This window comes from Streptomyces qaidamensis, assembly GCF_001611795.1.
Classification (GTDB): domain Bacteria; phylum Actinomycetota; class Actinomycetes; order Streptomycetales; family Streptomycetaceae; genus Streptomyces; species Streptomyces qaidamensis.
Map to the genome: position 1 here is coordinate 6,980,894 of NZ_CP015098.1, position 24,598 is coordinate 7,005,491.

General features: G+C 73.8%; 23 protein-coding genes. 10 read left to right on the forward strand and 13 right to left on the reverse strand.

What is annotated here, in order from left to right; genetic code table 11:
• Positions 1-134 precede the first annotated feature (134 nt).
• Positions 135-797, reverse strand: a complete 663-nt coding sequence (locus A4E84_RS30915) for a response regulator transcription factor (protein WP_003993737.1) — start codon at positions 795-797, stop codon at positions 135-137.
• A gap of 345 nt (positions 798-1,142) precedes the next feature.
• Positions 1,143-1,817 (reverse strand): DUF3000 domain-containing protein, encoded by a 675-nt coding sequence (locus tag A4E84_RS30920; RefSeq protein ID WP_079129180.1) that lies wholly within the window; start codon positions 1,815-1,817, stop codon positions 1,143-1,145.
• A 102-nt stretch (positions 1,818-1,919) separates the two neighbouring features.
• On the opposite strand from A4E84_RS30920, the gene hemE reads away from it, so the two are divergent.
• Entirely contained in the window at positions 1,920-2,987 is a 1,068-nt protein-coding gene (gene hemE / locus A4E84_RS30925) for a uroporphyrinogen decarboxylase (protein WP_062929692.1), read from the forward strand.
• Positions 2,988-3,015: 28 nt separating this feature from the next.
• Here the strand turns inward: hemE and A4E84_RS30930 are convergent, their stop codons facing one another.
• Together A4E84_RS30930 and A4E84_RS30935 are read right to left on the reverse strand one after the other, a co-directional pair.
• The gene (locus A4E84_RS30930) at positions 3,016-3,990 is read right to left on the reverse strand and encodes an Lrp/AsnC family transcriptional regulator (protein WP_062929693.1); all 975 of its coding nucleotides are present in this window, start codon (positions 3,988-3,990) and stop codon (positions 3,016-3,018) included.
• Positions 3,991-4,072: 82 nt separating this feature from the next.
• Positions 4,073-5,659, reverse strand: a complete 1,587-nt coding sequence (locus A4E84_RS30935) for an MFS transporter (protein WP_079129181.1) — start codon at positions 5,657-5,659, stop codon at positions 4,073-4,075.
• A gap of 305 nt (positions 5,660-5,964) precedes the next feature.
• Between A4E84_RS30935 and A4E84_RS30940 the strand changes: the two genes are divergently transcribed.
• Positions 5,965-6,297: a hypothetical protein gene (locus A4E84_RS30940; protein WP_078625166.1), complete on the forward strand. Its 333-nt coding sequence runs from the start codon at positions 5,965-5,967 to the stop codon at positions 6,295-6,297.
• Between the two features lie 98 nt (positions 6,298-6,395).
• On the opposite strand, the gene A4E84_RS30945 is transcribed toward A4E84_RS30940, so the two are convergent.
• Entirely contained in the window at positions 6,396-7,784 is a 1,389-nt protein-coding gene (locus A4E84_RS30945) for an FAD-dependent oxidoreductase (protein WP_062929694.1), read from the reverse strand.
• 58 nt (positions 7,785-7,842) lie between these two features.
• Positions 7,843-8,835 (reverse strand): DUF4349 domain-containing protein, encoded by a 993-nt coding sequence (locus tag A4E84_RS30950; protein WP_062929695.1) that lies wholly within the window; start codon positions 8,833-8,835, stop codon positions 7,843-7,845.
• 157 nt (positions 8,836-8,992) lie between these two features.
• Between A4E84_RS30950 and hemG the strand changes: the two genes are divergently transcribed.
• Positions 8,993-10,438, forward strand: a complete 1,446-nt coding sequence (gene hemG, locus A4E84_RS30955; protein ID WP_062929696.1) for a protoporphyrinogen oxidase — start codon at positions 8,993-8,995, stop codon at positions 10,436-10,438.
• A gap of 4 nt (positions 10,439-10,442) precedes the next feature.
• The gene (gene hemQ, locus A4E84_RS30960) at positions 10,443-11,174 is read left to right on the forward strand and encodes a hydrogen peroxide-dependent heme synthase (protein ID WP_062929697.1); all 732 of its coding nucleotides are present in this window, start codon (positions 10,443-10,445) and stop codon (positions 11,172-11,174) included.
• Here hemQ and A4E84_RS30965 read toward each other — a convergent pair whose 3' ends face one another.
• Positions 11,175-12,785 (reverse strand): alpha/beta hydrolase, encoded by a 1,611-nt coding sequence (locus A4E84_RS30965; protein WP_062929698.1) that lies wholly within the window; start codon positions 12,783-12,785, stop codon positions 11,175-11,177.
• A 114-nt stretch (positions 12,786-12,899) separates the two neighbouring features.
• Complete coding sequence (locus A4E84_RS30970; protein WP_062929699.1) at positions 12,900-13,670, reverse strand: TIGR04222 domain-containing membrane protein; 771 nt, start codon at positions 13,668-13,670, stop codon at positions 12,900-12,902.
• Positions 13,671-13,938: 268 nt separating this feature from the next.
• On the opposite strand from A4E84_RS30970, the gene A4E84_RS30975 reads away from it, so the two are divergent.
• From A4E84_RS30975 to A4E84_RS30985, 3 genes are all read left to right on the forward strand, one after another.
• Positions 13,939-15,405: an aldehyde dehydrogenase family protein gene (locus tag A4E84_RS30975; protein ID WP_062929700.1), complete on the forward strand. Its 1,467-nt coding sequence runs from the start codon at positions 13,939-13,941 to the stop codon at positions 15,403-15,405.
• 37 nt (positions 15,406-15,442) lie between these two features.
• Entirely contained in the window at positions 15,443-16,999 is a 1,557-nt protein-coding gene (locus A4E84_RS30980; protein ID WP_062929701.1) for a GMC family oxidoreductase, read from the forward strand.
• 171 nt (positions 17,000-17,170) lie between these two features.
• Positions 17,171-17,602 carry a hypothetical protein gene (locus tag A4E84_RS30985; protein ID WP_062929702.1) on the forward strand — a complete coding sequence of 144 codons (432 nt, stop codon included), beginning with the start codon at positions 17,171-17,173 and terminating at the stop codon, positions 17,600-17,602.
• Between the two features lie 21 nt (positions 17,603-17,623).
• On the opposite strand, the gene A4E84_RS30990 is transcribed toward A4E84_RS30985, so the two are convergent.
• On the reverse strand, positions 17,624-19,135 hold the full coding sequence (locus A4E84_RS30990) for an MbnB/TglH/ChrH family RiPP precursor modification enzyme (RefSeq protein ID WP_062929703.1): 1,512 nt from the start codon (positions 19,133-19,135) through the stop codon (positions 17,624-17,626).
• 181 nt (positions 19,136-19,316) lie between these two features.
• Here A4E84_RS30990 and A4E84_RS30995 point away from each other — a divergent pair, with 181 nt between their 5' ends.
• Positions 19,317-19,889, forward strand: a complete 573-nt coding sequence (locus tag A4E84_RS30995; RefSeq protein ID WP_079129182.1) for a potassium channel family protein — start codon at positions 19,317-19,319, stop codon at positions 19,887-19,889.
• 14 nt (positions 19,890-19,903) lie between these two features.
• Here the strand turns inward: A4E84_RS30995 and A4E84_RS31000 are convergent, their stop codons facing one another.
• Both A4E84_RS31000 and A4E84_RS31005 read right to left on the reverse strand, forming a co-directional pair.
• Positions 19,904-20,401, reverse strand: coding sequence for a DUF7144 family membrane protein (locus A4E84_RS31000; RefSeq protein ID WP_063827524.1), 498 nt, complete (start codon positions 20,399-20,401; stop codon positions 19,904-19,906).
• Between the two features lie 33 nt (positions 20,402-20,434).
• Entirely contained in the window at positions 20,435-21,196 is a 762-nt protein-coding gene (locus A4E84_RS31005) for an aminoacyl-tRNA hydrolase (protein ID WP_062929704.1), read from the reverse strand.
• A gap of 42 nt (positions 21,197-21,238) precedes the next feature.
• Here A4E84_RS31005 and A4E84_RS31010 point away from each other — a divergent pair, with 42 nt between their 5' ends.
• Together A4E84_RS31010 and A4E84_RS31015 are read left to right on the forward strand one after the other, a co-directional pair.
• Positions 21,239-22,111 carry an ABC transporter ATP-binding protein gene (locus A4E84_RS31010; RefSeq protein WP_062929705.1) on the forward strand — a complete coding sequence of 291 codons (873 nt, stop codon included), beginning with the start codon at positions 21,239-21,241 and terminating at the stop codon, positions 22,109-22,111.
• Positions 22,108-22,779: a hypothetical protein gene (locus tag A4E84_RS31015; RefSeq protein WP_062929706.1), complete on the forward strand. Its 672-nt coding sequence runs from the start codon at positions 22,108-22,110 to the stop codon at positions 22,777-22,779. Before A4E84_RS31010 ends, A4E84_RS31015 begins: the two co-directional genes overlap by 4 nt.
• On the opposite strand, the gene A4E84_RS31020 is transcribed toward A4E84_RS31015, so the two are convergent.
• Together A4E84_RS31020 and A4E84_RS31025 are read right to left on the reverse strand one after the other, a co-directional pair.
• Positions 22,771-22,950, reverse strand: a complete 180-nt coding sequence (locus tag A4E84_RS31020; RefSeq protein WP_062929707.1) for a hypothetical protein — start codon at positions 22,948-22,950, stop codon at positions 22,771-22,773. The two genes, A4E84_RS31015 and A4E84_RS31020, sit on opposite strands and share 9 nt — an antisense overlap.
• A gap of 28 nt (positions 22,951-22,978) precedes the next feature.
• Positions 22,979-24,496: an FAD-dependent oxidoreductase gene (locus A4E84_RS31025; RefSeq protein ID WP_062929708.1), complete on the reverse strand. Its 1,518-nt coding sequence runs from the start codon at positions 24,494-24,496 to the stop codon at positions 22,979-22,981.
• Positions 24,497-24,598: the final 102 nt, after the last annotated feature.

Consider the following 24,598-nt stretch of genomic DNA (forward strand, 5'->3'; position numbering starts at 1 on the left):
GCGGGCGCCCGAGGGTCGCAAACCAGTCATGTCGGGGAAGCGGCGGGTTCGCGAACCGTGCGTGACGTGAACGGGGCCGACGGCCGGTCCCGTTCACGTGAAGGAAGGATCACGAAGGGTCACGGCGGAGCGGTTCAGTGGATGATCCCGGTCCGCAGCGCCACCGCGACCATGCCGGCCCGGTCACCCGTGCCGAGCTTGCGGGCGATACGGGCGAGGTGGCTCTTGACGGTCAGGGCGGACAGGCCCATCGAGACGCCGATCGCCTTGTTCGACTGGCCTTCCGCGACCAGCCGCAGCACCTCGACCTCGCGGCCGGACAGTTCGCGGTAGCCGCCCGGGTGGCTCGGGGCACCCGGAGGGCGGCGGTGCAGTCGTGCGGCGGCGGCGCCGATGGGGGCGGCGCCCGGCCGGGTGGGGAGCCCGACGTTGGTACGGGTGCCGGTGACGACGTACCCCTTCACCCCGCCGGCGAGTGCGTTGCGCACGGCGCCGATGTCGTCGGCGGCGGAGAGGGCGAGCCCGTTGGGCCAGCCCGCGGCGCGGGTCTCCGACAGGAGGGTGAGGCCGGAACCGTCCGGCAGGTGGACGTCGGCGACACAGATGTCGCGGGGGTTGCCGATGCGGGGACGAGCCTCCGCGATGGACGAGGCCTCGATGACGTCGCGCACACCGAGCGCCCACAGGTGGCGGGTGACGGTGGAGCGGACGCGCGGGTCGGCCACGACCACCATGGCGGTCGGCTTGTTCGGGCGGTAGGCGACCAGGCTTGCGGGCTGCTCGAGGAGAACGGACACCAGGCCTCCTGGGGTGCGGGACGGGGCCGGCTCGTGGGGGTGAAGCCGGGACGAACCGTGCTTTCAAGGTCACAGTCGTCTTCGGCACCGAACCCGTCCGCCTTTAGAGAATGATCACGATTCAGTGATAACAATCCGTGCAATTCGGACACGCGGTCGATCATTCGAAGGTGGAACGGTTTCGGTCTGCGTCGGTACGCGGTCGAAAGTGGCCGTATCGACAAAGTGATTCGGCCAAGAGGGGTACTCAGGTGTGATCGTCGGCATGACATGGTTGACCGCCCCGCACAAGGTCGATCAGTGCGGGGCGGTCAAGGGTCGATCAGGGGTTGTTCCAGGGGTCGGTCAGCGGGACTGCGGCCCTCGCCGCTGGGGCAGCGTCACCACGGACGCGTCGCCCGGACCGGCCGGGGGCAGCCCCGCGAGCTGGGCGAGCAGATCGCACCAGGACGCCAGGTGCGCCGCCGTGTCCGGGGCTCCGCCCAGGCCCTCGCGCGGCGTCCACGACGCGCGGATCTCGATCTGCGAGGCGGCCGGGCGCGCGGACAGCCCGCCGAAGTAGTGGGAGCTCGCGCGTGTGACGGTGCCGCTCGGCTCCCCGTACGTCAGCCCGCGCGTCTGCAGCGCACCGGTCAGCCAGGACCAGCACACCTCCGGCAGCAGCGGATCCGCCGCCATCTCCGGCTCCAGTTCCGCGCGCACCAGCGTCACCAGCCGGAACGTGCCCCGCCACGCGTCGTGCCCGGCCGGGTCGTGCAGCAGCACCAGCCGGCCGTCGGCCAGGTCCTGGTCGCCGTCGACGACCGCCGCCTCCAGCGCGTAGGAGTACGGGGCGAGCCGCTTCGGCGCGGGCGTCGGCTCGACCTCGATCTGGGGCCGCAGCCGCGCCGCCCTCAGCGCGTCGACGGCGGCCCGGAAGGGCAGCGGGGCGGAGTCCGCCTCCCGCCGGTCGTTCTCGGTGTCCTTCGCTTCGTCCATACCGCCAGCGCCGTCCGACAGTCGTCCCTGAGCCGCAGCCATGCGGGAAGATTACGGGGACCGGAGCCCGGGTGCGGGGCTAGACACCCCGCGCCTCTCCAGGGGCTGAATAGTGCTGTTCGGCGGCGTGCGAAACTTGGCCCCGTGAGTGCCAACGACGCCCCCAGGGCCCAGCAGCCGTCCGCCGCATACGACTCCGCCTTCCTCAAGGCCTGCCGGCGCGAGCCCGTGCCGCACACGCCGGTGTGGTTCATGCGGCAGGCCGGGCGCTCACTGCCGGAGTACCGCAAAGTGCGCGAGGGCATCGGCATGCTCGAATCCTGCATGCGGCCCGAACTGGTCACCGAGATCACCCTCCAGCCGGTGCGCCGGCACGGCGTGGACGCGGCGATCTACTTCAGCGACATCGTCGTCCCGCTCAAGGCCATCGGCGTCGACCTCGACATCAAGCCCGGCGTCGGCCCGGTCGTCGAGCACCCGATCCGCACCCGCGCCGACCTCGCCCAGCTGCGCGACCTGACCCCCGAGGACGTCTCCTACGTCACCGAGGCCATCGGTCTGCTCACCCGCGAGCTCGGTGCCACGCCCCTCATCGGCTTCGCCGGCGCCCCCTTCACCCTCGCCAGCTACCTCGTCGAGGGCGGCCCGTCCCGCACCTACGAGAACGCCAAGGCGATGATGTACGGCGACCCGGAGCTGTGGGCCGACCTGCTCGACCGCCTCGCGGACATCACCGCCGCGTTCCTGAAGGTGCAGATCGAGGCGGGCGCCTCGGCGGTGCAGCTGTTCGACTCCTGGGCCGGCGCGCTGGCCCCCGTCGACTACCGCCGCTCGGTGCTGCCCGCGTCGGCGAAGGTCTTCGAGGCCGTGGCCGGCTACGGCGTCCCGCGCATCCACTTCGGGGTCGGCACCGGCGAGCTGCTCCCGCTCATGAGCGAGGCCGGCGCGGACGTCGTCGGCGTCGACTGGCGCGTCCCGATGGACGAGGCCGCCCGCCGCATCGGCCCCGGCAAGGCGCTCCAGGGCAACCTCGACCCGACCGTGCTGTTCGCCCCGACGGAGGCCGTCGAGGCCAAGACCCGCGAGGTCCTGGACTCGGCGAAGGACCTGGAGGGCCACGTCTTCAACCTCGGCCACGGCGTCATGCCGTCCACCGACCCGGACGCGCTGACCCGGCTGGTGGAGTACGTCCACACGCGCACGGCCCGCTGACGACCATCCCCGTCGCCCTCGCCGTCCGTCAGCGACCGGGCTCGTAAGCGAGCTGCTTGACCTGGCGCAGCGTGAGGGTGGTCTCGGCGGAGCGGACCCCGTCCAGGGCTCCGACGGTGTCGCTGAGGTAGGTGTAGAGGTCGCCGGTGCTGGGATGCAGGGTGGCGGCGACGATGTTGGCCTGGCCGGTGGTGGCCGCCGCGAAACTCACCTCGACGTGCGAGGCGAGGGCACGGCCGACCTCGGCCAGGGCCGCCGGGGCGACGGTGAGCCACAGCATGGCGACGACGTCGTTGCCGAAGTGTTCGTTGTCGAACTGCACGGCCAGGTAGAGGACCCCGGTGGAGCGCAGCCGGTCCAGGCGGCGCCGCACTGCGGATTCCGACAGGCCGGTGCTCGCCTGGAGTTCGGTGAGCGGGGCCCGTCCGTCCCGGGCGAGGACGGCGAGCAGCGCCTCGTCGGCATCGTCCAGCACGACGCCGTGCGTGCCCGGACCGACGGGCGGCGGGCTCAGGGCGGCCCGCTCGTCGGGGGACAGGGCGTTGATCTTGCTGAGCCAGCCGAGCGGGCCTCCGTAGAAGCGGTGCAGCAGGCAGTGCGCGCTGACCGACGTGACGCGCGGGCTGCGCTGGAGGCGGTCGAGGAGCAGGTCGTCCCTCGCCTGCCGCGTGCGGGGTTTCATGGCGCACATCACTTCGGTGCCGCCCGAGATCACGCTGATGTGGGAGGTGTCCGGACGCCGGGCGAGTGCGCTCGCCAGTTGTTCGGCGGTGTCCGGGGTACAGCCCAGGCGCAGCAGCCAGGTGTTGCCGCCGAGCCGGCTTTCGTCGGTGATGCCGAGCACCCGCAGCTGGAGGCTGCTGCGCAGCCGCCGGAAGCGGCGTGCGACGGTCTGGTCGGACACTCCCAGGACGTCCGCGATCCGGTTGAACGGCGCCCGGCCGTCGAGCTGCAGCGCCTGCAGCAGCTTCCGGTCGAGTGGATCGAGTGCCTGGGGCTGCACCGGGTTCCTCCTGCTCCTGCGGCTGGGGCCCCGCTCCCGCGACCGTGCGCCGCACCGGATCCGACTGCCCCGGGCCCCAGTATCACCGGCCCCGGTGCGGGGCCGGGGCGGCACCGTGACCGCCGGGCGCACCCGCGAGCACCGGTTCCGGCTCGCGTTCGCGCTGCGGCTTCGCCTTCCCGGGGGCCGCGTGGGCCGAGGCCCGCGGGGTGCGCAGCAGCAGCATCCCGACGACCGCGGCCAGCAGCGTGAGCGCGGCGGCCATGACGAGGCACAGGTAGAGGCCGTCGAGGAACGAGTCGGACAGGGCACGCAGGGCCCTGCCGGTCTCCGCTCCCAGGTCCATCCGGGCCACCACGCCCAGCCCGCCGGCGTCCACGGCCGCGATGATCCGCTGCGCCGTGACGCCGTCCACGCCGGCGTCCGCGAGGTGACCGGGCAGCGTGTCCGTGGCCCTGGTGGTCAGCAGCACGCCCAGCACGGCCGGGCCGAGGGCCCCGCCGACCTGCCGGAAGGCGTTGTTGCCCGCTGCCGCCATGCCCGCCAGGTGATGTGGCACGGAGGCGACGGCGGTGGCGGTCATGGGCGTGACGACCAGGCCCAGACCGAGGCCGAGCAGGGCCAGCCGCCAGGCCAGCGCGCCGAACGGCGTCCCGGCGTCGACTGCGGTCAGGGACAGCAGGGCCCCTGTCATGACGAGCAGACCGGAGGGGAGCAGGACGCGTACCGGGATGTGCCGCATCAACGGCCCTGCCACGACCCCGACGAGCAGGCACACCGCCGTCACGGCCAGCAGCCGGTACCCCGCGTCGAGTGTGTCGAGCCGCTGCACGATGCCGAAGTAGAGGCTGAGGACGAAGAAGAAGCCGATCAGGCCCAGGAAGGTGATCATCGCGATCAGCGTGGTGGCGCTGAACGCCGGGCTGCGGAAGAGCGTCAGGTCCAGCATGGGGCTGGCGCTGCGCCGCTCGGCCAGGACGAACGCGAGGGCGCCGACGGCGGCCAGCACGAGGGCGACGACGACCTTGGGCTCGGAGAAGGAGCCGGCGCCGCCTTCGATCACGCCGTAGACGAGCGAGGTGATCGTCAGGGCGGCGGTGATCTGGCCGGGCCAGTCGAGCCGACGGGAGCCGGGCGCCCGGGAGTCGGCCACCAGGGGCGCCGCCACCGCCATGGTGAGGACGGCCACCGGTATGGCCGGCAGGTAGATCCACCGCCAGGCGGCGTGGTCGAGGATCACGCCCGCCAGGAGGGGGCCGACGGCCAGTGCCGCCATCAGGGAGGCGGCCCACAGGCCGACGAACTTGGCCCGCTCGTGCGGGTCGGGCACCGCGTGGCTGATCAGCGCCAGCGTCGTGGGCAGCAGCGCGGCCGCACCCAGCCCGGCCAGTGCCTGCCCCACCCACAGCACGTGGACCGACTGCGCGCACAGCGCCACGGTCGCCCCGACGGCGGCGGACAACAGGCCCGCCTGGAAGACCTTCTTGCGGCCGTGCACGTCTCCGAAGACACCGGCGGTCATGATGAGGGCCGCCATGGGCAGAACGAAGGCGTCGGATATCCATGACAGTTGCGAGGTCGAGGCGTGCAGGGCCCGCTGGATGGCAGGAAGACTCACCGAGACGCTGGTGACCGGCAGATAGGCGACGAACCCCCCGGCACAAGCCATGATCAGCGTGGCTCTCGGACTCTGCCGTGGTCCGGTCGCCGTTGTTCCGACGTTCACGAGTTGCTCCGTTCCGGTGCGGCGGGGGCGCCGGCACGGTGTCACTTTTCAGCCAGTCCACGTCAGGGGCCAGCCACAGCCCGCGGAGCCCGGGGAATCGACATCCAGGAGCTGGATCCGAAGGATTTCCGACACCTGCGCGCTGCCGGAGCGAGTGGGTGAACGCAGTCGTCCAGGCGTGCGTATGTCTCGGCAACCGCCCGCGGCGCGGGGAAGGCGGGTCGCGGGGCCGACGTGAGGAACAGGCGATGAACGACCGAGTTACTCCCGCGATGCACGCACTGCCCGACGGCGAGGCGGAGCTGACGCTGGTGGTGCGGCTGCCCTGGGAGGACGTGGCACGCCTCGGCCAGGAGGCCGGGCGGCTGGCGACCCAGATGCGGCGGCCCGTGACGCTGGAGGAGGCGGTGAGTCATCGGCTGCGGTCGACCCGGGTGGCCTCGCACGCGAAGCCGGCGGGGGAGCAGCCGCCGGCGGTGACGGCTGCGCCGGCTTCCGTGTCCTCGCTGCCGTCACGGCCGCCGGCGGAGCAGGCGCGGCAGGCGATCGACCGGATCACCGGTACGGCCGGGACCGCGTAGGCCGGTCGCCCCGGGGGTGCGGCGTTCGTTGCCGGGTGCGGGTGCGCTGTGGCCTTCGCGCAGTTCCCCGCGCCCCGGGGCAACGAACCCACCCCGTCTCACAGGGAACCCAGCACTTTCGCCGCCGCCTTGCGGGCCGCCACCAGGACCGGGTCCCAGACCGGGGAGAACGGCGGGGCGTAGCCGAGATCCAGGGTCGTCATCTGTTCCGCCGTCATGCCCGCGGTGAGGGCGACCGCCGCGATGTCGACCCGCTTGCCCGCGCCCTCCCGGCCGACGATCTGGACGCCGAGCAGGCGGCCCGTGCGGTGCTCGGCGAGCATCTTGACCGTCATGGGGGAGGCGTTCGGGTAGTAGCCGGCGCGGCTGGTCGACTCGATGGTGACCGACTCGAAGCGCAGGCCCACCCGGTGGGCGTCCTTCTCGCGCAGGCCCGTGCGGGCGATCTCCAGGTCGCAGACCTTGCTGACCGCCGTGCCGACCACGCCCGGGAAGGTGGCGTAGCCGCCGCCGATGTTGGTGCCGATGACCTGGCCGTGCTTGTTGGCGTGGGTGCCCAGCGGGATGTGCCGGTCCTGGCCGGAGACCAGGTCGAGGACCTCGACGCAGTCGCCGCCCGCCCAGATGTTCTCGTGGCCGCGCACCCGCATCGAGCGGTCCGTGAGGAGACCGCCGTGCGGGCCCAGGGGGAGCCCGGCGGCCTGCGCCAGGGCCGTCTCGGGGCGGACGCCGATGCCGAGCACGACGACGTCCGCCGGGAACTCCCGGTCCTGGGTGACCACCGCCCGGACGCGTCCGTCCTCGCTCGTCAGGATCTTCGTGACCTCGGCGTCGTTCACCATCGTGATGCCCAGGCCCTCCATGGCCTCGTGCACCAGGCAGCCCATGTCGGGGTCGAGGGTCGACATGGGTTCGCTGCCGCGGTTGACGACCGTCACGTCGTAGCCGCGGTTGATGAGGGCCTCGGCCATCTCCACCCCGATGTAGCCGGCCCCGACGACCACCGCGCGGCGGCCCCGCGTGCCCTCCAGCGTGTCGAGGAGCGCCTGGCCGTCGTCCAGCGTCTGCACGCCGTGCACCCCGGCCGCGTCGGCCCCGGGCATGTCGGGCCGGATCGGCCGGGCGCCGGTCGCGATCACGAGCTGGTCGTACGACGTCCAGGACTCCTCGCCGGTGTCGACGTCACGCGCGCGTACCCGCTGCCCGTCGAGGTCCAGTTCCGTCACCTCGGTGCGCAGCCGCAGGCCGATGTCCCGGGCGCGGTGCTCCTCGGGGGTGCGGGCGATGAGCCGGTCCCGGTCGGTGACGTCGCCGCCGACCCAGTAGGGGATGCCGCACGCCGAGTACGACGTGAAGTGGCCCCGTTCGAACGCCACGATCTCCAGCTCGTCGGGGCCCTTCAGACGGCGCGCCTGCGACGCCGCGGACATGCCCGCGGCGTCGCCGCCGATGACGACCAGTCGCTCCCGTGCACGGCTCATGTTCATGCGAACACGCTACGGGAGACCGGCATTTCATTCCTGCTCGCCTCAGTCCTGACCTGCCTCAGTCCTGCTCGTCCGGGGTCCGGGGCCGCGCGGCCTCCGGCGCCGGCCGGGCCGTCGGCAGCGGGCCCAGGGCGGTCGTCGCGGGCGCGGGCGCGGGACGCCGCGGCAGGCGGGGGCGTACGACCCTCACCCAGAGCAGGACGATCAGCGCGGCCACCGCCGCGAACGGCAGCACGGCGCCGAAGGCCACCGCGAGCCAGCGCAGCATCGTCACGAACGCGTTCCAGCCGCCCGCGAGCGCGTCGACGAACCCCGGGTCGTCGTCCTTGGTCTCCTTCTGCACCGGGGTCTCGGACAGCGACAGGGTGATGGTGGCCAGGCTGGTGCGGTCCTTCAGGGACTCCTGACGGGCGAGCAGCGCCTCCAGGTCGGCCTGGCGGGTGCTCAGCTCGCCCTCCAGGGTCACCACGTCGCTGAGCTTGCCGGCCCGGTCCATCAGTTCGCGGATCCGGGCCACGCTGGCGCGCTGGGTCTTGATGCGGCTCTCCACGTCCACGACCTGGTCGGTGACGTCCTCGGCCTTCGCGCTGCGGTCGAGGAGTTTGCCGGTGCCCTCCAGTTCGGCGAGGACCTCGTCGTACTTCTCGACGGGCACGCGCAGCACGACCTGGGTGCGCTCGCGGCCCTCGGCGTCCCGGGTGGTGGTCTCGTTGCCGACGTAGCCGCCCGCGTTCTCGGTGCCGGTGCGGGCCTGCTCCAGGGCCTTGGGGACGTCCTTGACCTGCACGGTCAGGGAGGCCGTGCGGATGATGTGGCTCGCGATGACCTTCGGCGGCGCCGGGGCCCCGGCGCCGCTCTTGGCGCCCTCGGGGGCCGCCTCCGCCGAGCCGGCCTTGTCGTCCGCCCGGGACGCGGCGACCCCGCGGTCGGCGGCGGAACCGCTGCCGCCGTCGTCGTCCTGGGCGCTGCACCCGGTGACCGCGAGAGCGGCGGCCAGCAGGAGCGCGGCCAGGGCCGGGGCGGGGCGTCGTACGGATCGTCGTGTGCGCATGCGGCATCCCCCGAGGGTCGATTGTGCTGACGCTTCTTCGACGCCCGGACGGGGCCGGACGTTTGGCCCGGGACGGTTCCGATGCGGTCACGGTCGGGACTCGTGAAGGACACCGGGGCGCGGCGGCGCTGTCGGTGGGGTCTGAGAGGCTGGGGCCATGCGCGAAGTTCAAGGGCAGGTCGTCGTCATCGGGGCGGGCATCGCCGGGCTGGCAGCCGCACACCGGCTGCTGGAGCGCGGGGCGCGGGTGACCGTGCTGGAGGCCTCCGGCCGGGTCGGCGGCAAGCTGCTGCCCGGGGAGGTCGCGGGTGCGCGCGTGGACCTCGGCGCCGAGTCGATGCTGGCCCGCCGCCCCGAGGCGGTGGCGCTCGCGCGCGAGGTGGGCCTCGCCGACCGCCTCCGGCCCCCGGCCACGGCGACCGCCTCGCTCTGGACCCGCGGCGCCCTGCGCCCCTTCCCCAAGGGCCATGTGATGGGCGTGCCGGGCACCGCGTCCGCCCTGGCCGGCGTGGTCTCCGAGGAGGGTCTCGCCCGCATCGGGCGGGACGCCGAGCTGCCCCGCACCGAGGTCGGCGACGACGTGGCGGTGGGGGAGTACGTGGCGCAGCGCCTCGGCCGCGAGGTCGTCGACCGCCTGCTGGAGCCCATGCTGGGCGGGGTGTACGCGGGTGACGCGTACCGCATCTCCATGCGCTCGGCCGTCCCGCAGCTCTTCCAGGTGGCCCGGACCCACACCTCCCTGACGGAAGGGGTCCGCGAGCTCCAGGCCAGGGCCGCCGCGGATCGGCAGACCGGCCCGGTGTTCATGGGCATCCGCGGCGGCATCGGCACCCTGCCGCTCGCCGTCGCCGAGTCGGTCCGCGCGCGCGGGGGCGAGATCCTGACCCGGACGCCGGTGACGGAGCTGCGCCGCACCCCCGAAGGCGGCTGGCAGGTCCGCTCCGGGGAGCGGGAGTGGCTCGCGGACGCCGTGGTCCTCGCCGCCCCGGCCCCCGCCGCCGCCCGGCTGCTGCGCGCCGAGAACCCGGCGGCCGCCGCCGAGCTCGACGGCGTCGAGTACGCCTCCATGGCCCTGATCACCCTCGCCTACCGCCGCTCCGGGACGGCCCTGCCCGACGGCAGCGGCTTCCTCGTGCCGCCGGTCGACGGGCGCACCATCAAGGCGTCCACCTTCGCCTCGCAGAAATGGGGCTGGATCGCCGACGAGAACCCGGACCTCGTCGTCCTGCGCACCTCCGTCGGACGGTACGGCGAGACGGAGATCCTCCAGCGCGACGACACCGAACTGGTCGACGTCTCCCGGCAGGACCTGAAGGCGGCGACCGGCCTCGACGCCACACCCGTCGCGACCCGCGTCACCCGCTGGGACGACGGCCTGCCCCAGTACCCCGTCGGCCACCACGCGCGCGTGGCCCGCGTCCGCGAGCACATCGCCCGGCTCCCCGGCCTCGCGGTCTGCGGCGCCCCCTACGACGGCGTCGGCATCCCGGCCTGCATCGCGAGCGCCTACGCGGCCGTGGACCAGATCCGGGGCGACCTGCGCGGTGTGCAGGAGCTCACCGCCCACCCGGTGCAGAGTCTGCACGGCGGAGCAGGAGAATGAGGCCATGAGCAACGACGCCCCCTCCCCCGAGTCCGGCAGGATCCCGAACAAGGGCAAGCTGGCCAAGGACCTCAACGAGGTCATCCGCTATACGCTCTGGTCCGTCTTCAAGCTGAAGGACGTGCTCCCCGAGGACCGCGCCGGGTACGCCGGCGAGGTTCAGGAGCTGTTCGACCAGCTCGCCGCCAAGGACGTGACCATCCGCGGCACGTACGACGTCTCGGGCCTGCGCGCCGACGCCGACCTCATGATCTGGTGGCACGCGGAGACCAGCGACGCGCTGCAGGAGGCGTACAACCTCTTCCGCCGGACGAAGCTGGGCCGCGCCCTGGAGCCCGTCTGGTCGAACATGGCGCTGCACCGCCCCGCCGAGTTCAACCGCGCGCACATCCCGGCGTTCCTCGCCGACGAGACGCCCCGCGATTACGTGAGCGTCTACCCCTTCGTGCGCTCCTACGACTGGTACCTGCTGCCGGACGAGGACCGCCGCCGCATGCTCGCCGACCACGGCAAGATGGCCCGCGGCTACCCGGACGTGCGCGCCAACACCGTCGCCTCGTTCTCCCTCGGCGACTACGAGTGGATCCTCGCCTTCGAGGCCGACGAGCTGTACCGCATCGTCGACCTCATGCGTCATCTGCGCGCCTCGGAGGCCCGTATGCATGTCCGCGAGGAGGTGCCGTTCTACACGGGCCGCCGCAAGGACATCGCCGAGCTGGTCGCCTCTCTGGCCTGATCAGCGGATGCGTTCGACGGCCCCGGCCCGCTCCGGGACCGTCGGCTTCGGCTTCGGCTCGGCGTGCGGGGCGCACTCCGCGCGCCGTCCCGGCAGCCGGCCCTCCAGCAGATACGCCTCCATGTGGCCGTTGACGCAGGCGTTCGGCCCGCCCGCCAGCCCGTGGGCGCCGGCGTCCCGCTCCGTCACCAGCACCGAGCCGGCGAGGCGGTCGCGCAGTTCGAGGGCGCCGTCGTACGGCGTGGCGGCGTCCCGCTCGGCGGCCAGGATCAGCGTCGGCGGCAGCTCGCCCGGCCCGGTGCCGACGTCGAGCGGCCGCTGCCGGGGCGCCCTCCAGTAGGCGCACGGCAGGTTCGTCCACACGTTGTCCCAGGTCTCGAAGGGCGCCACCCGCGCGAGCCGGGTGTTGTCCCGGTCCCACACCCGCCAGTCCGTCGGCCAGGGGGCGTCGTTGCACTCGACGGCCAGGTAGACCGCGCGTGAGTTCTCCGCCTCGGCCGCCGCCTCCGGATGCTGCTCCGCCTGCTCGACCAGCGGCTTGGGGTCGCCCCTGAGGTACGCCGACAGCGCGTGCGCGCGGTGCGGCCACTGGTCGTCGTAGTACCCGGCCTGCAGGAACGCCCCCTGCAACTGTCCCGGTCCGACCTTCCCGCCGGCCGGCTCCGCGGCCAGCCTCGCGCTCGCCCGCTCGTAGCTGCGCAGCACCTCCCGCGCGGTCCTGCCCAGCCCGTAGACGTCGTCGTGCCGGGCGATCCAGGCCCGGAAGTCCGCCCAGCGGCGCTCGAACGCCGCCGACTGCGCGAGGTTGTTGCGGTACCAGATCCGCCCGGGGCCGGGGTGGACCACCGAGTCGAACACCATCCGCCGTACGTGCGCGGGGAACAGCGTCGCGTACAGGGCACCGAAGTAGGTGCCGTACGACGAGCCCATGAAGGTCAGCCGCTGCTCGCCGAGCGCGGCGCGCAACACGTCGAGGTCACGGGCGTTGTTCAGCGAGTGGTAGTGCCGCAGCGCCTCGCCGGTCCGCTCGGCGCAGCCGCGCGCGTACGCCCGCGCCTGCGCGATGCGTCCCCGCTTGTACGACTCCGAGGGGTGGGACGGCGCCTGCGAGGGCCCGCCGAAGAACTGCTTCGGGTCCTTGCACGACAGCGGCGCCGAACGGCCGACGCCGCGCGGGGCGTAGCCGACGAGGTCGTAGGCGGCCGCGATCCGCTTCCACCCGGGGAGCAGGCCGATGAGCGGGAAGTACAGGCCGGTGGCGCCGGGACCGCCCGGGTTGTGGACGAGGGCGCCCTGCCGGGGGACCTTGTGCTTGCTGTTGTGGGGGTCCTTCTGTGTGGCCCGGGCCCTGCTGACGGAGAGTTCGATCTGCCGGCCGTCGGGGCGGGCGTAGTCCAGCGGGACGCTCACCGTGCCGCACTGCATGCTGCCCGGCAGGTCCTGCGCGTCGGGGCACGGGCCGAAGGCGACACCGGCCGCCTTCGCGCGCGCGGCGGCCACGGCGGTGCCGCGTCGCTCGGCCGCCCCCGTGCGGTCCTCGGTGTCCGGCGCCGCGGTGAGGGTGCTCAGCAGCAACGACCCGGCGGCCGAGTAGAGGAGGGCGGCTCTCATCGCGTATCCCTTCGGTGCACGGTGGCGACGAAAGGGATGTTTCGTCCGGCGCGGGGGGAAGGCAAGCACCGTCGGCCGGTGTCGGGCCCGATGCCTCTGTGCGCCCCCGGTCCGTCAGTCGTGCGACTCGCGGTGCGTGAACGCGGCCCGCAGATCCGGTTCGCCGATCGCGCCGACGCCCCGCACGGCCACCGACGTGAGGTACGTGCGGTCGTCGGCGGCGCCGTCAGCGGTCCGGGTCAGCCCGCCGAGCAGCCGCTGTCCGGCCGGGGAGGCCCAGCGCGAGTAGGGGTGGATCTCGACCCGCGCGACGGTCAGGCAGCTCAGGGTCAGGGCCAGGGGCAGCGCGAACCACAGGGCGACCAGGTGCCGCGGCATGTCCGGCGGAGCGGGCGTCAGCAACGCGGCCACTCCCAGCCCGAGGACGGCGACGGCCGCGACCCGCACCTGCCGTACGGCCGCCGTGACCGTCGTACGGGCGCTGTCCGGCACCGCGAGCCCCGCGCGGACCAGCCCCTCGGCGATCCCGCGCACCGCCTCCGCCGTGGCGGCCGTGGCCCGCACCGGCGCGATACGGGACTGCCCTTCGGGGCCTATGGCCCCTATCACCGAGCGCTCCATCTCATCCCGCCCACGCGGGTCGACGACCGTGGCCCAGCCGGTGTGGGCCAGCAGCAGACGGCGCTGGCGCGCCATGGCGACCAGGGTCACGTCGGCGACCCGCCGGGGGCCGCCGGAGAGGAACGCCGCCTCGTACAGCGTGAGTTCACGACCCCGGCCGGTGTCCGCGTCCACGGCCGCGGCCCGAACGGCGGCCAGACACAGGCGCGTACACGCGGTGCCGGCCACGGCCCAGGCCGCCAGCAGGAAAAGAACCCAGAGCATATGTTGTTTGTATGTGACACGATCCCGAAAACACCATGCCTCGTTCACGATCCGGACGCAGTGTTGTCGGTATGTGACGTTCCGTTTCTCTCCGGTGGCGGTCCGTAGACGGCCGGCGCCGTGCGCCGGGCGACTAGCCCAGCCGGGTCCTCTGGGCCGTCCGGACGTCGTCGCGACGGTGTGCCCCGTGGCCGCCACCCCTCCGATGGGCCATGTTGCTGACCGTCGAGCCGATCGGGCTCCGGACGGACGCGAAGGAGGCCCCGCGGTGGGTGAGCTGTACATCGACGGCGAGTGGACACAGGCGGCGGCCGGCGGGCGCCGGGACGTGATCAACCCCTATGACGCCTCGGTCGTCACCACCGTCGACGAGGCCGACGCCACCGACGTCGACCGCGCGGTGCGCGCCGCCCGGCGCGCCTTCGCCGAGGAGGACTGGGCGAACGCCCCCTCGCGCCGCCGGGCCGACCTCCTGCTGCGCGTGCACGACCTGCTGCTGCGCGACCGGGAGGACATCGCGCGCACCGAGACGCTCGACACCGGCAAGACACTCACCGAGGCCCGCATCGACGTGGAGGACGTGGCGAACGCCTTCCGCTACTTCGCCGAACTCGCGGGCAAGGACGGCGGCCGGGTCGTCGACGTCGGCCCGGACGTCCTCAGCCGCGTCGTCTACCAGCCCGTCGGCGTGTGCGCGCTCATCGCCCCCTGGAACTACCCGCTGTTGCAGGCCTCCTGGAAGGTCGCGCCCGCGCTCGCCGCCGGCAACACCTTCGTCCTCAAGCCCAGCGAGACCACCCCGCTCACCACGATCGCCATGATCCGGCTCATCGAGGAGGCCGGCGCCCCGCCCGGCGTCGCCAACCTGGTGCTCGGCTCCGGGGCGAGTGTCGGCGCGGCCCTGACCGGCCACCCCGACGTCGACCTGGTCTCCTTCACCGGCGGCCTGAACACCGGACGGGCCATCATGGCCAGTGCCGCCGACGGGCCGCGGAACATCGCCCTGGAACTGGGCGGCAAGAACCCCAACATCGTCTTCGCCGACGCCGACTTCGAGGCCGCCGTCGACTACGCCCTGGACGCCGCCTTCCTGCACTCCGGGCAGGTCTGCTCGGCCGGTTCACGCCTGCTCGTCGAGGACTCCCTGCACGACCGGTTCGTCGAGGCCTACGCCGAGCGCGCCCGGGCGATCCGGCTCGGCAACGGCCTGGAGGAGGGCACCGAGAGCGGCCCGCTCAGCTCCGCCGAGCACCGCGAGAAGGTCGAGGGCTACATCGCCGTCGCCCGGGAGGAGGGCGCCCGGCTCGTCACCGGCGGCGCCCGGCCCGACGACCCGGCCCTCAGCCGCGGGTTCTTCCTGCTGCCGACGATCTTCGCCGACTGCGACCGGTCCATGCGCATCGTCCAGGAGGAGGTCTTCGGCCCGGTCGTCACCGTCGAGCGCTTCCGCACCGAGGACGAGGCGGTGGAGCTGGCCAACGACACCCGCTACGGCCTCGCCGGCGGCGTGTGGACCTCCGACGCGAGCCGCGCCCAGCGCGTCGCCCAGCGGCTGCGGCACGGCACCGTGTGGATCAACGACTTCCACCCCTACGTGCCGCAGGCCGAGTGGGGCGGCTTCGGCCGCTCCGGCGTCGGACGCGAGCTCGGCCCGACAGGGCTGCGCGAGTACCAGGAGGCCAAGCACATCTACCAGAACCTCGCCCCCGCCCCCTCCGGCTGGTTCAAGGGCTGACCCGCACGCCACACCTCACCACCAGGAAAGGCACGGCATGGCCACCACCCCCGCGCACGGCGCCGAGTCCGCCTACGACTACGTCATCGTCGGCGGCGGCACCGCCGGCTGCGTACTCGCCGCCCGGCTGAGCGAGGACCCCGACTGCCGCGTGTGCGTCATCGAGGGCGGCCCCAGCGACGTCGGCGACGAGCGCATCCTGCGCCTGCGCAACTGGATCAACCTGCTCGGCTCGGAGTTCGACTACGGCTACACCACCGTCGAGCAGCCGCGCGGCAACTCGCACATCCTGCACTCACGGGCCCGTGTGCTCGGCGGCTGCTCCTCGCACAACACGCTGATCAGCTTCCTGCCGCTGCCGCAGGACCTCGACGACTGGGTGAGCCAGGGCTGCGCCGGCTGGGACCCGGCGACGATCCTGCCCTACCGCGACCGGCTGCTCACGCAGATCGTCCCGGTGGCCGAGGCCGACCGCAATCCCATCGCCAGGGACTTCGTCACCGCGGCCTCCCGCGCCCTCGGCGTCCCCGTCGTCGACGACTTCAACGCCGAACCCTTCGCCGACGGTGCCGGATTCTTCTCCCTGGCCTACCAGCCGGAGGGCAACCTGCGCTCCTCCGCGTCCGTCGCCTACCTCCACCCGGTGCTGGACCGGCCCAACCTCACGCTCAAGCTGGAGACCTGGGCGCACCGGCTGATCCCCGACGAGTCGGGCCGGCTGACCCGGGTCGCGGTCCGGGGCGCCGACGGCGAACCCGCGACCGTGCGCGCCGAGCGCGAACTCCTGCTGTGCGCCGGGGCCATCGACACCCCGCGCCTGCTGCTGCTCTCCGGCATCGGCCCGGCCGACGACCTGCGCGCCCTGGGCATCAAAGTACGGGCCGACCTGCCCGGCGTCGGGGAGAACCTGCTGGACCACCCCGAGTCCGTGATCGTCTGGGAGACCGCGGGACCGCTGCCGCCCAACTCGGCGATGGACTCCGACGCCGGTCTGTTCCTGCGCCGCGACCAGGGCCAGCCGCGCCCCGACCTGATGTTCCACTTCTACCAGGTGCCGTTCACCGTCAACACCGAACGCCTGGGCTACCCCGTCCCGCGGCACGGGGTGTGCATGACGCCGAACGTGCCGCGGGCCCGCTCCACCGGCCGCATGTGGCTGCGCAGCAACAACCCGGCCGAGCATCCCGCCCTGGACTTCCGGTACTTCACCGACCCCGAGGGCCACGACGAGCGCACCCTCGTGGACGGGCTGAAGGTGGCCCGCGAGGTCGCCGCGACCGAGCCGCTGCGCGACTGGCTCGTCCGCGAGGTCGCGCCCGGCCCGGACGTCGTCTCCGACGCCGACCTGTCGGAGTACGGACGCCGCGCGGCCCACACCGTCTACCACCCGGCCGGCACCTGCCGCATGGGCGCAGCTGACGACCCGGCGGCCGTCTGCGACCCCGACCTGAGACTGCGGGGCTTCGAGGGCGTGCGGATCGTCGACGCGTCGGTGTTCCCGACGATGCCCACCATCAACCCGATGGTGACCGTGCTGCTCGCCGCCGAACGGGCCGCGGACCTGATCCGGGCGGAACGGGCGGCGCAGAGGTGACCGGTACGCGGCCTCCCGCACCGGCGTCCGGCGTCCCCGGCGGCGAGCCGGGCTCCGAGTTCCGCAAGGACATGGGCCCCTGAGGGGTCCTTTCACTCTGCCCGTCCGGGGCGCGCGGCCTGGCACCGCACCTCGCCGCGTTGCCGAAAAGCCCTTGTCCACGCCCGTGCGGTGCGGAGCTGGGCCCTGTTCGTCTCCGCGGTGGTGCCGCTGCTCATCGCCTTCGCCTCACCGGCCTCCGAGGACGCCCTCACCAACATCGTCTCGCTCGCGATCCTCGGCGTCTACGGCTCGTTCCAGACGGTGGTCCTGGCCGGCACTGCCCGCCCGGCTCAAGGGGTCCGACGGGAGAGTCACCCTGGGCCGACGGGCCTCGCGGTGAACATCCGGGCGCTGGCCTACGGCATCTTCGCCATCGTCAACATCTGCTGGGCCCGCACCCCGGAGAAGCCCTGGTGGGAGAACTGGATCGTGCTGCTGTGCGGTGCGATCGTGCTGGGCACCGGCCTGCTCCACATGTTCACCACGCACCACTACGGCCGCGGCGACGCCCCCGCGGGGGACGCCCTGCCGGACAAGACCGGCTCTCCGGGGCAGGGGTGAGGGGCCCGTGCCCCTCACCCCTCAACGCCGTGACAACACCCTGCGCGTGACGCGGGCGAGCCGGTGGGCGGGCCGCCGGGAGCGCGGCGCCGGACCCGACCGTTCCAGCCACCACTGCCGGAGCTCCCGCCGCGCCCCCGCGTCCCCCGGGCGCCCGGTGGACAGCAGGTGCTCGGCGAAGGTCAGGGCGTCACGCCGGTAGCCGGAGGTCATGGGGTGCGTCTGGGCGTAGCCGAGGAACGCCGTGCGGTACCCGTCGCCGAGGATCACCGGCAGTTCGGGGGCGACCTTCGCCACGACGTCCGCCCGCTTCGCGGCGAGCGCCCTCGCCTGTACGCCGATCCGCACCCGGTCGAACCCCTCGGGCACGGGCGTCCCCGCCACCAGCGCCGACAGCAGCGCCGCCTGGGCCAGCGCGAGCCGCTGCCGGGCACCGTCGACGTCCTCTTGGTGGGGCCGGCCGAAGGCGCCCCGTGTCGCCTCGGCCGCCCCGGTCTCATCGCCCCGCCGTACCGCCCCGGCCCCGGGCCCGCCGGTGACGCCTCGGGCACCCTCCTGGCGCGCGGTGCCGGCCTCCACGAGCAGCCCGCCGCCGACATCCCCGGCCGCTTCCCGCCGTCCGGTCCCGGCAGCCGGGAACAGCTCATCGCCGCGGCCCTCCGGGGCCGCTCCGGCCGCCGCACGGAGTTCCGCCTTCACGCGTTCGACAGCGCCCGCCTCCAGCGCCCGGCGGATCGTGCTCAGCTCGTGCTCCAGCTCCGTCGGTGCCGGGAAGTTCTCGTCCCGTTCCAGCAGGACGCCCGGCGGGCGGACGCGGGAGGCGAGGTCGGTGAGGATGTCGAGGACCGGCCGGGGGACCGGGTGGGCGTGGCTGTCGTGCCAGACGCCGTCGCGCTCGAAGCCACCGGCGACGTGGACGTACGCGATGGCCTCCAGGGGCAGCTCGGCGAGGGCCTTGGAGGGGTCCTCGCCGCGGTTGACGTGGTTGGTGTGCAGGTTGGCCACGTCGATGAGGAGGCGGACGCCCGTGCGGTCGGCGAGCTCGTACAGGAACTGGCCCTCCGTCATCTCCTCGCCCGGCCAGCCGATCAGCGCGGCGATGTTCTCGACGGCCAGCGGCACCGGCAGTGCGTCCTGCGCGATGCGTATGTTCTCGCACAGGACGTCCAGGGCGTCCCGGGTGCGGGGGACGGGCAGCAGGTGGCCGGCCTCCAGGTGCGGGGACGCCGTCAGCGGCCCGCCCGCCCGTACGAACGCGATGTGCTCGGTGACCAGTGGGGAACCCAGCGCCTCAGCGCGCTCGGCCAGTGCGGTCAGCCGGCCCGCGTCGGGCCGGTCCGCGCCCCCGAGGCCGAGCGAGACGCCGTGCGGCACCACGGTGACGCCGCGCTCGCGCAGCCGCCGCAGCGAGTCGGGCAGGTGTCCGGGGCAGACGTTCTCGGCCACCGCCTCGACCCAGTCGATCCCCGGCATCCGCTCCACGGCGTCCGCGATCTCCGGCCGCCACCCGATGCCCGTCCCCAGTCGCTCCATCGTCCCCTCCTCCACCCGGCCCGTTCCTCGAACGTGAGGGGGGTATGGCCCAGCCGCCGGCCCCCGAACCGCGCACCGCCCTCCTTCAGAGCAACATTTGAGGTTTGCGGTCCCGCCCCCCGCCCTCACCGACGGAGGCGCAAGACTCGCGCCCTGGCCCGATACGCCGTAGACCGGACCTATGTCCGGAGGCAGCGAGCAGCCGCACCGCGCCGCGCGCGAGCGGGAACCGGAATCCCGGGCGGCCGCCGTCCGCCGGCTGCGGATCGCGGCCGGAGCCCTGCTCGCGGCAGGCGTCACGGCCTACTTCCTGTTGCCGCTGGAGGGTCTCGGTGCCGACCGCCCCTGGCTGGGCTGGCCGCTGTTCGTACTGTGCCTGGCGCTCGTGGCCGCGCTGCTGCTGCGCCATGTGCGCGACATCGTGCTGGAGAAGCCGCAAGCCCGGTCGGGCATCATGATCTCGCTGCTGATGTGCCTGGCCGTGCTGGTCTTCTCGTCCGGGTACTACGCCCTCGCGCAGCAGCCGGGACAGTTCACCGGCCTGCGCACCCGGGTCGACGCGCTGTACTTCACGGTCGTCACCCTCGCGACCGTCGGCTACGGCGACATCGCCCCGCGCGGGCAGGAGGCCCGGCTGGTGGCCGTCGCCCAGATCCTGTACACGTTCGTCTTCCTCACGGCGGCGGCCACCGCGCTGTCCCGGCGGATGCACGCGGTGGTCGCGGAGCGCGAGCGGCGCCCGCCGCCGCCCTGACCGAGGGGCGTGCCCTACATCATGCGGGCCGGGCGGTAGTTGAACACCGACCAGAGGACGAACAGACCGGTCACGATCATGATGATCGACCAGAACGGCTGGTACGGCAGCCAGAGGAAGTTCGCGATCAGCGCCAGGCCGACCACGACCGCGCTCACGACCCGCGCCCAGGCGGCCCCGGTGAACAGGCCGAGCCCGGCCACCACCACGAGCGCGCCGACGATCACGTGGATCCACCCCCACGCGGTCAGGTCGAACTCGAACGAGTACTGGCCGAAGCTCGTGTACACCTCGTCGCCGGCGATCGCCGCGACGCCCTGGAGCACCGCGAACAGGCCGTAGACGACCATCAGGATGCCGCCGAGGGCGATCCCCCCGGCCGCCAGCGGGTCACCGGAACCGCCCGGGCCGGAGCCGCCGGGCGTCCGGTCATCGGGGGGGGCGGGGCGGGGGGAGGGGGCGCGGCGCTGGTCATGGCTGCCTCCGGGGGTCGGTTCGGCTGGTAACCCCACTGGAGCATTCGTCCGGGACCGGCGCGCCTGTGGCTACTCCGAACGGGTGGACGCCGCGGGGCCGGGCCCGTGCGGCTCCCGGCGCAGCGCCGGGTGGTCCGCGACCACCGTGCACGAGCCGGGCGCGATCTCCGTGAAGCCCGCGTCGCGCACCAACGGCAGCCCGGCGCCGGTCAGTCCGGACCAGCGGGCCGGATCGGCCGTGCGGGCGGCGAGCGGGAAGCCCGCGTCGTGCCAGGCGGCCCGCTCCTCGTCGGACAGCTCCCACCAGGCCAGTTGGGCGGCGTGGCCCGCCTGGGCCATCGCCTTGCCGGCCGACATGCCGAGGTCCGGGTTCAGCCACAGCACGGGCGCGGCCGGGTCCGCGTCCACCGGCGGCTCCGGGTCGTTCAGGTCGGTGCCGGACACCTGGAGCCTGGCCAGGTCCTTGGGCCAGCCGTCCAGCGGGACGGGCGGGAAGACCCGCACCTCGGCCGACTTGCCGGTGACCGTGATGCCGGGCAGCGCCTCGGCCCGCCGCCACTCGGCGCCACGCGCCCGCCGCACCACCTTGCGGATCCGGGCGTCCTGCCAGTCCCGCATCACCCCGGCCCACTCGCCCGCACCGGCCGACCGCTCGTCGGCCAGGATCGTCAGCACGGCCCGCGCGGCCGTCTCCAGCGCGTCCGTGCGGGCCGGCGGCTCCGCCTTCTCGATCCGCACGACGAGCGGCAGCACGAACTGCGGTGCCTCGTCACGAGCCGAGGGCTCGGACCGGAAGGGACTGTCGCTCACGGGCGTCGGGTCTTCGCTCACGAATCCCAGTGTGCCAGCCGGAAGATAGTGCAGGATGGCCGCATGCGACCCGACCTGTGCCTGCGGAACGCGGGCCGCCGTTACGGTCTGCGGGGCCCCTGGGTACTGCGCGGTGTCGACCTGGCGGTGGCTCCGGGCCGGCTCGTCCGCGTCGAGGGTGCCAACGGCAGCGGCAAGTCCACGCTGTTGCGGCTGGTCGCCGGCATCGACGCGCCGAGCGAGGGCCGGATCACCGCCCGGCCGGCGCGCACGGCGTACGTCCCGGAGCGGTTCCCGCCGGCCCTGCCCTTCACCGCCGCCGGCTACCTCAGGCACCTCGGCACCGTGCACGGCCTGGCCCGGGAGGCGGCCGCCCGGGCCGCCGGGGAGTGGTTGGAGCGCCTGGGTGCCGCCGCGTACGCCGAGACGCCGATGGCCCGGCTGTCGAAGGGCAGCAGCCAGAAGGTCGCGGTCGCACAGGCCCTCCTGGCGGAACCCGAGCTGCTGGTGCTGGACGAGGCGTGGACCGGCCTGGACACCGAGGCCCGCGCCGAGTTGGAGCGCGCGGTCGCCGAGCGCACGGCGGCAGGCGGATCCGTGGTGTTCGTCGACCACGACCCGCGCCGCCTCGCGGGCCTGCCCGACGCGACGTACGCCGTGCGCGACGCGGGCATCGTCCGGCAGGAGCCCTCACAGGTTCCGGACACGTCCGGTCCGCACGTGCTCGTCGAGGTGCAGGGCCCGCCGGACGGGCGGCTGCCCGAGGACGTGCGCCGGACGGCCACCTCGGCCGAGGAGACCGGGCCGGGCGGCTACCGCCTCTGCGTGCCCGCCCCGCACTCCGACGTGCTGCTCCGCACCCTGCTGACGGCCCGTCCGCCCTGGCACGTGGTGAGCGTGACCCCGCGGACGCCGGCTCCACAGAGACAGCGATGACCGCCCTGATGCGCTACCACGCCGCTCTGCTGGTGCGGTCGCAGCGCTGGCTGCCTCCGTTCCTGCTGTACGCGGCCTTCCTCGCGATCAGCATCCAGGCCGGGCAGCCGGTGCTCGACTCGCTCGGGTACACGGCCGCCGCCCTGCTGCCCGTCGCCGCCTGGCTGGCGCGGATCTGCGTCACGGGCGAACCCGACGCCGCTCGCGGCTGTGTGGCGGCGGCCGCCGGGCCCGCGCGGGCTCATGTGGCCTGTCTGCTCGTGGCCCTGGCCGGTGCGACGGCGCTCGGCACGCTCGCGATCCTCGCCGTGACGCTGCTCAGTGACCCGGTCGCCTCCGACCACCGCACCCGGGTGCCGCTCGCCGCCGCCTGCGGGGCCGGGCTGCTCGCCGCCCTGGCCTGTGCCCTGCTCGGCACGGCCGTCGGCGCGCTCACCAGCAGGCCCCTGCTGCGGTCGCCGGGCCGGGCCGTCCCCGCCCTGCTGCTCGCGGCGCTGCTCTCCCTGGTCGCCACCGGCTCACCCGCCCAGGCGGCCGTACAGGGCCTGGTGACCGGATCGCGGCAGGGCGAGGTCCCGCTGCCGCTGCTGCCCCTGGCCGCGGCGGCACTGCTCACGGCCGCGGCACTGGCCCTGGCCGGAGCGCTGGCCTCCCGCAGATCACCCTGAGCAGGCGGTGCGCTGCGCCTCCTGCCACTCGCAGGCGGGGCAGAGCGTGATGCCCTTGTACGACTCGGGGTACTCCGTCGGCTCCCGGCACAGCACGCACTCCGCGTACGGCGGTCCGTCCGCCCGGGGCGGCCTGGTCGCGTCGATCAGGCAGTAGTCGTCCTCGCTCATACGTCCAGCGTAGGCCCGGGGCGAGCCCTCAGAGGTCCCTCTGTTCCAGGGGCTTTGTCGCCGGGCCCTGGATCACCTTGCCATCCGTGTCGAAACGGGAGCCGTGGCAGGGGCACTCCCAGGCGCGCTCGGCGGCGTTGAAGTCGACCAGGCAGCCCAGGTGGGTGCAGCGGGCGGAGACGGCGTGCAGCCCGCCGTCGTCGTCCCGGTACACCGCGACACGGTGGCCGTCGGCCCGGACCACCGCACCCTCGCCGGGTGGCAGGGACTCCACGGGCGGCGAAGGCCGCAGCCGGTCGCCCACGAAGTGCCCCGCGACCTTGGCCTGCGTCTTGAGGAACGTCGGCGCCTCCCGCAGCGCGGGCTTCACGCGGCGCGGATCGTACAGCCCGCTCCACTCGCACTCCTCGCCCGTGATCTGCGCGGTCAGCAGCCGGCCCGCCATGATGCCACCGGTCATGCCCCAGCCGCCGAAGCCGGTGGCCACGTAGGCGTGCCGGGTGCCCGCGTGCAGCGGGCCGACCATCGGCACGGTGTCCGTGGGCTCCGTGTCCTGGGTGGCCCAACGGTGGGTGACCTCCAGGTCCGGGAAATGGCCGGTCGCCCAGGCGGTGAGGCGCTCGAAACGGGCCCGCGGGTCGCTCGTGCCCGGAGTGAAGTGCTCACCGGTGACGATGAGCAGCCGCCGGTCGCCCTCGTGGGGCGCGGTGCGCACCGAGCGGGTGTCCTCGTCGGGCGTGATGAACATGCCGCCCGGGTCCTGGTCCGCGGGGATCGTCCCGGCGACGACCAGCTCGCGGCGCGTGGAGAGACGGGCGAAGAGCAGGGCCCGGTCGAAGATCGGGTAGTGCGTCGCGACGACGACGTCCCGGGCCCGGACCGTCGCCCCGGTCGTGGTCGACAGCCTGCACGGCTCGCCCTCGTCCAGGCCGAGGACGGTGGTGTCCTCGTAGATCCGCCCGCCGCGTTCGACGAGGTCGGCGGCGAGGGCCAGTAGGTACTTGCGCGGGTGGAACTGGGCCTGCCCGGTGACCTCGACGGCGCCCGCCACCTCGAAGGGCAGCCCGGTCTCCGTGACGAACGAGGCGGGCAGCCCGGCCTCGGCCGCGGCCCGTGCCTCGGCGCGCAGCTCCTCCACGCGGCTCGCGCCGACGGCGTAGGTGTAGGCGCTCCTGGTCTCCCATTCGCAGTCGACGCCCAGCTCCCGGGCGATCCGGGCCGCGTGCTCGATCGCCTCCGACTGCGAACGCGCGTACAGCCGCGCGCCCTCGGGGCCGCGGGTGCGCCGCAGCTTGTCGTAGACGAGCGTGTGCAGCGCGGTGACCTTGGCGGTGGTGTGCCCGGTGACGCCGGCCGCGACCCGCCCGGCCTCCAGCACGGCCACGCTCCGCCCGGCCCGCGCCAGCTCCCACGCCGTGGACAGCCCGGCGATCCCGGCGCCGATCACCGCCACGTCGACGTCCAGGTCCTCCGTGAGGGCCGGATGGCGGCCGTCCGGGGCCGTCTCCAGCCAGTACGAGCTGCTGACCTGCTGCTTCTCGCTCATGACCGCCGAGTACCCCGGTCCGTGCGCTTCAGTGTCGGGCGGTTCGCTCCACAGATCGGCCGGGTCCCTTCACAGACGGGGCGGGGTCGCGTCGGTGGTGAG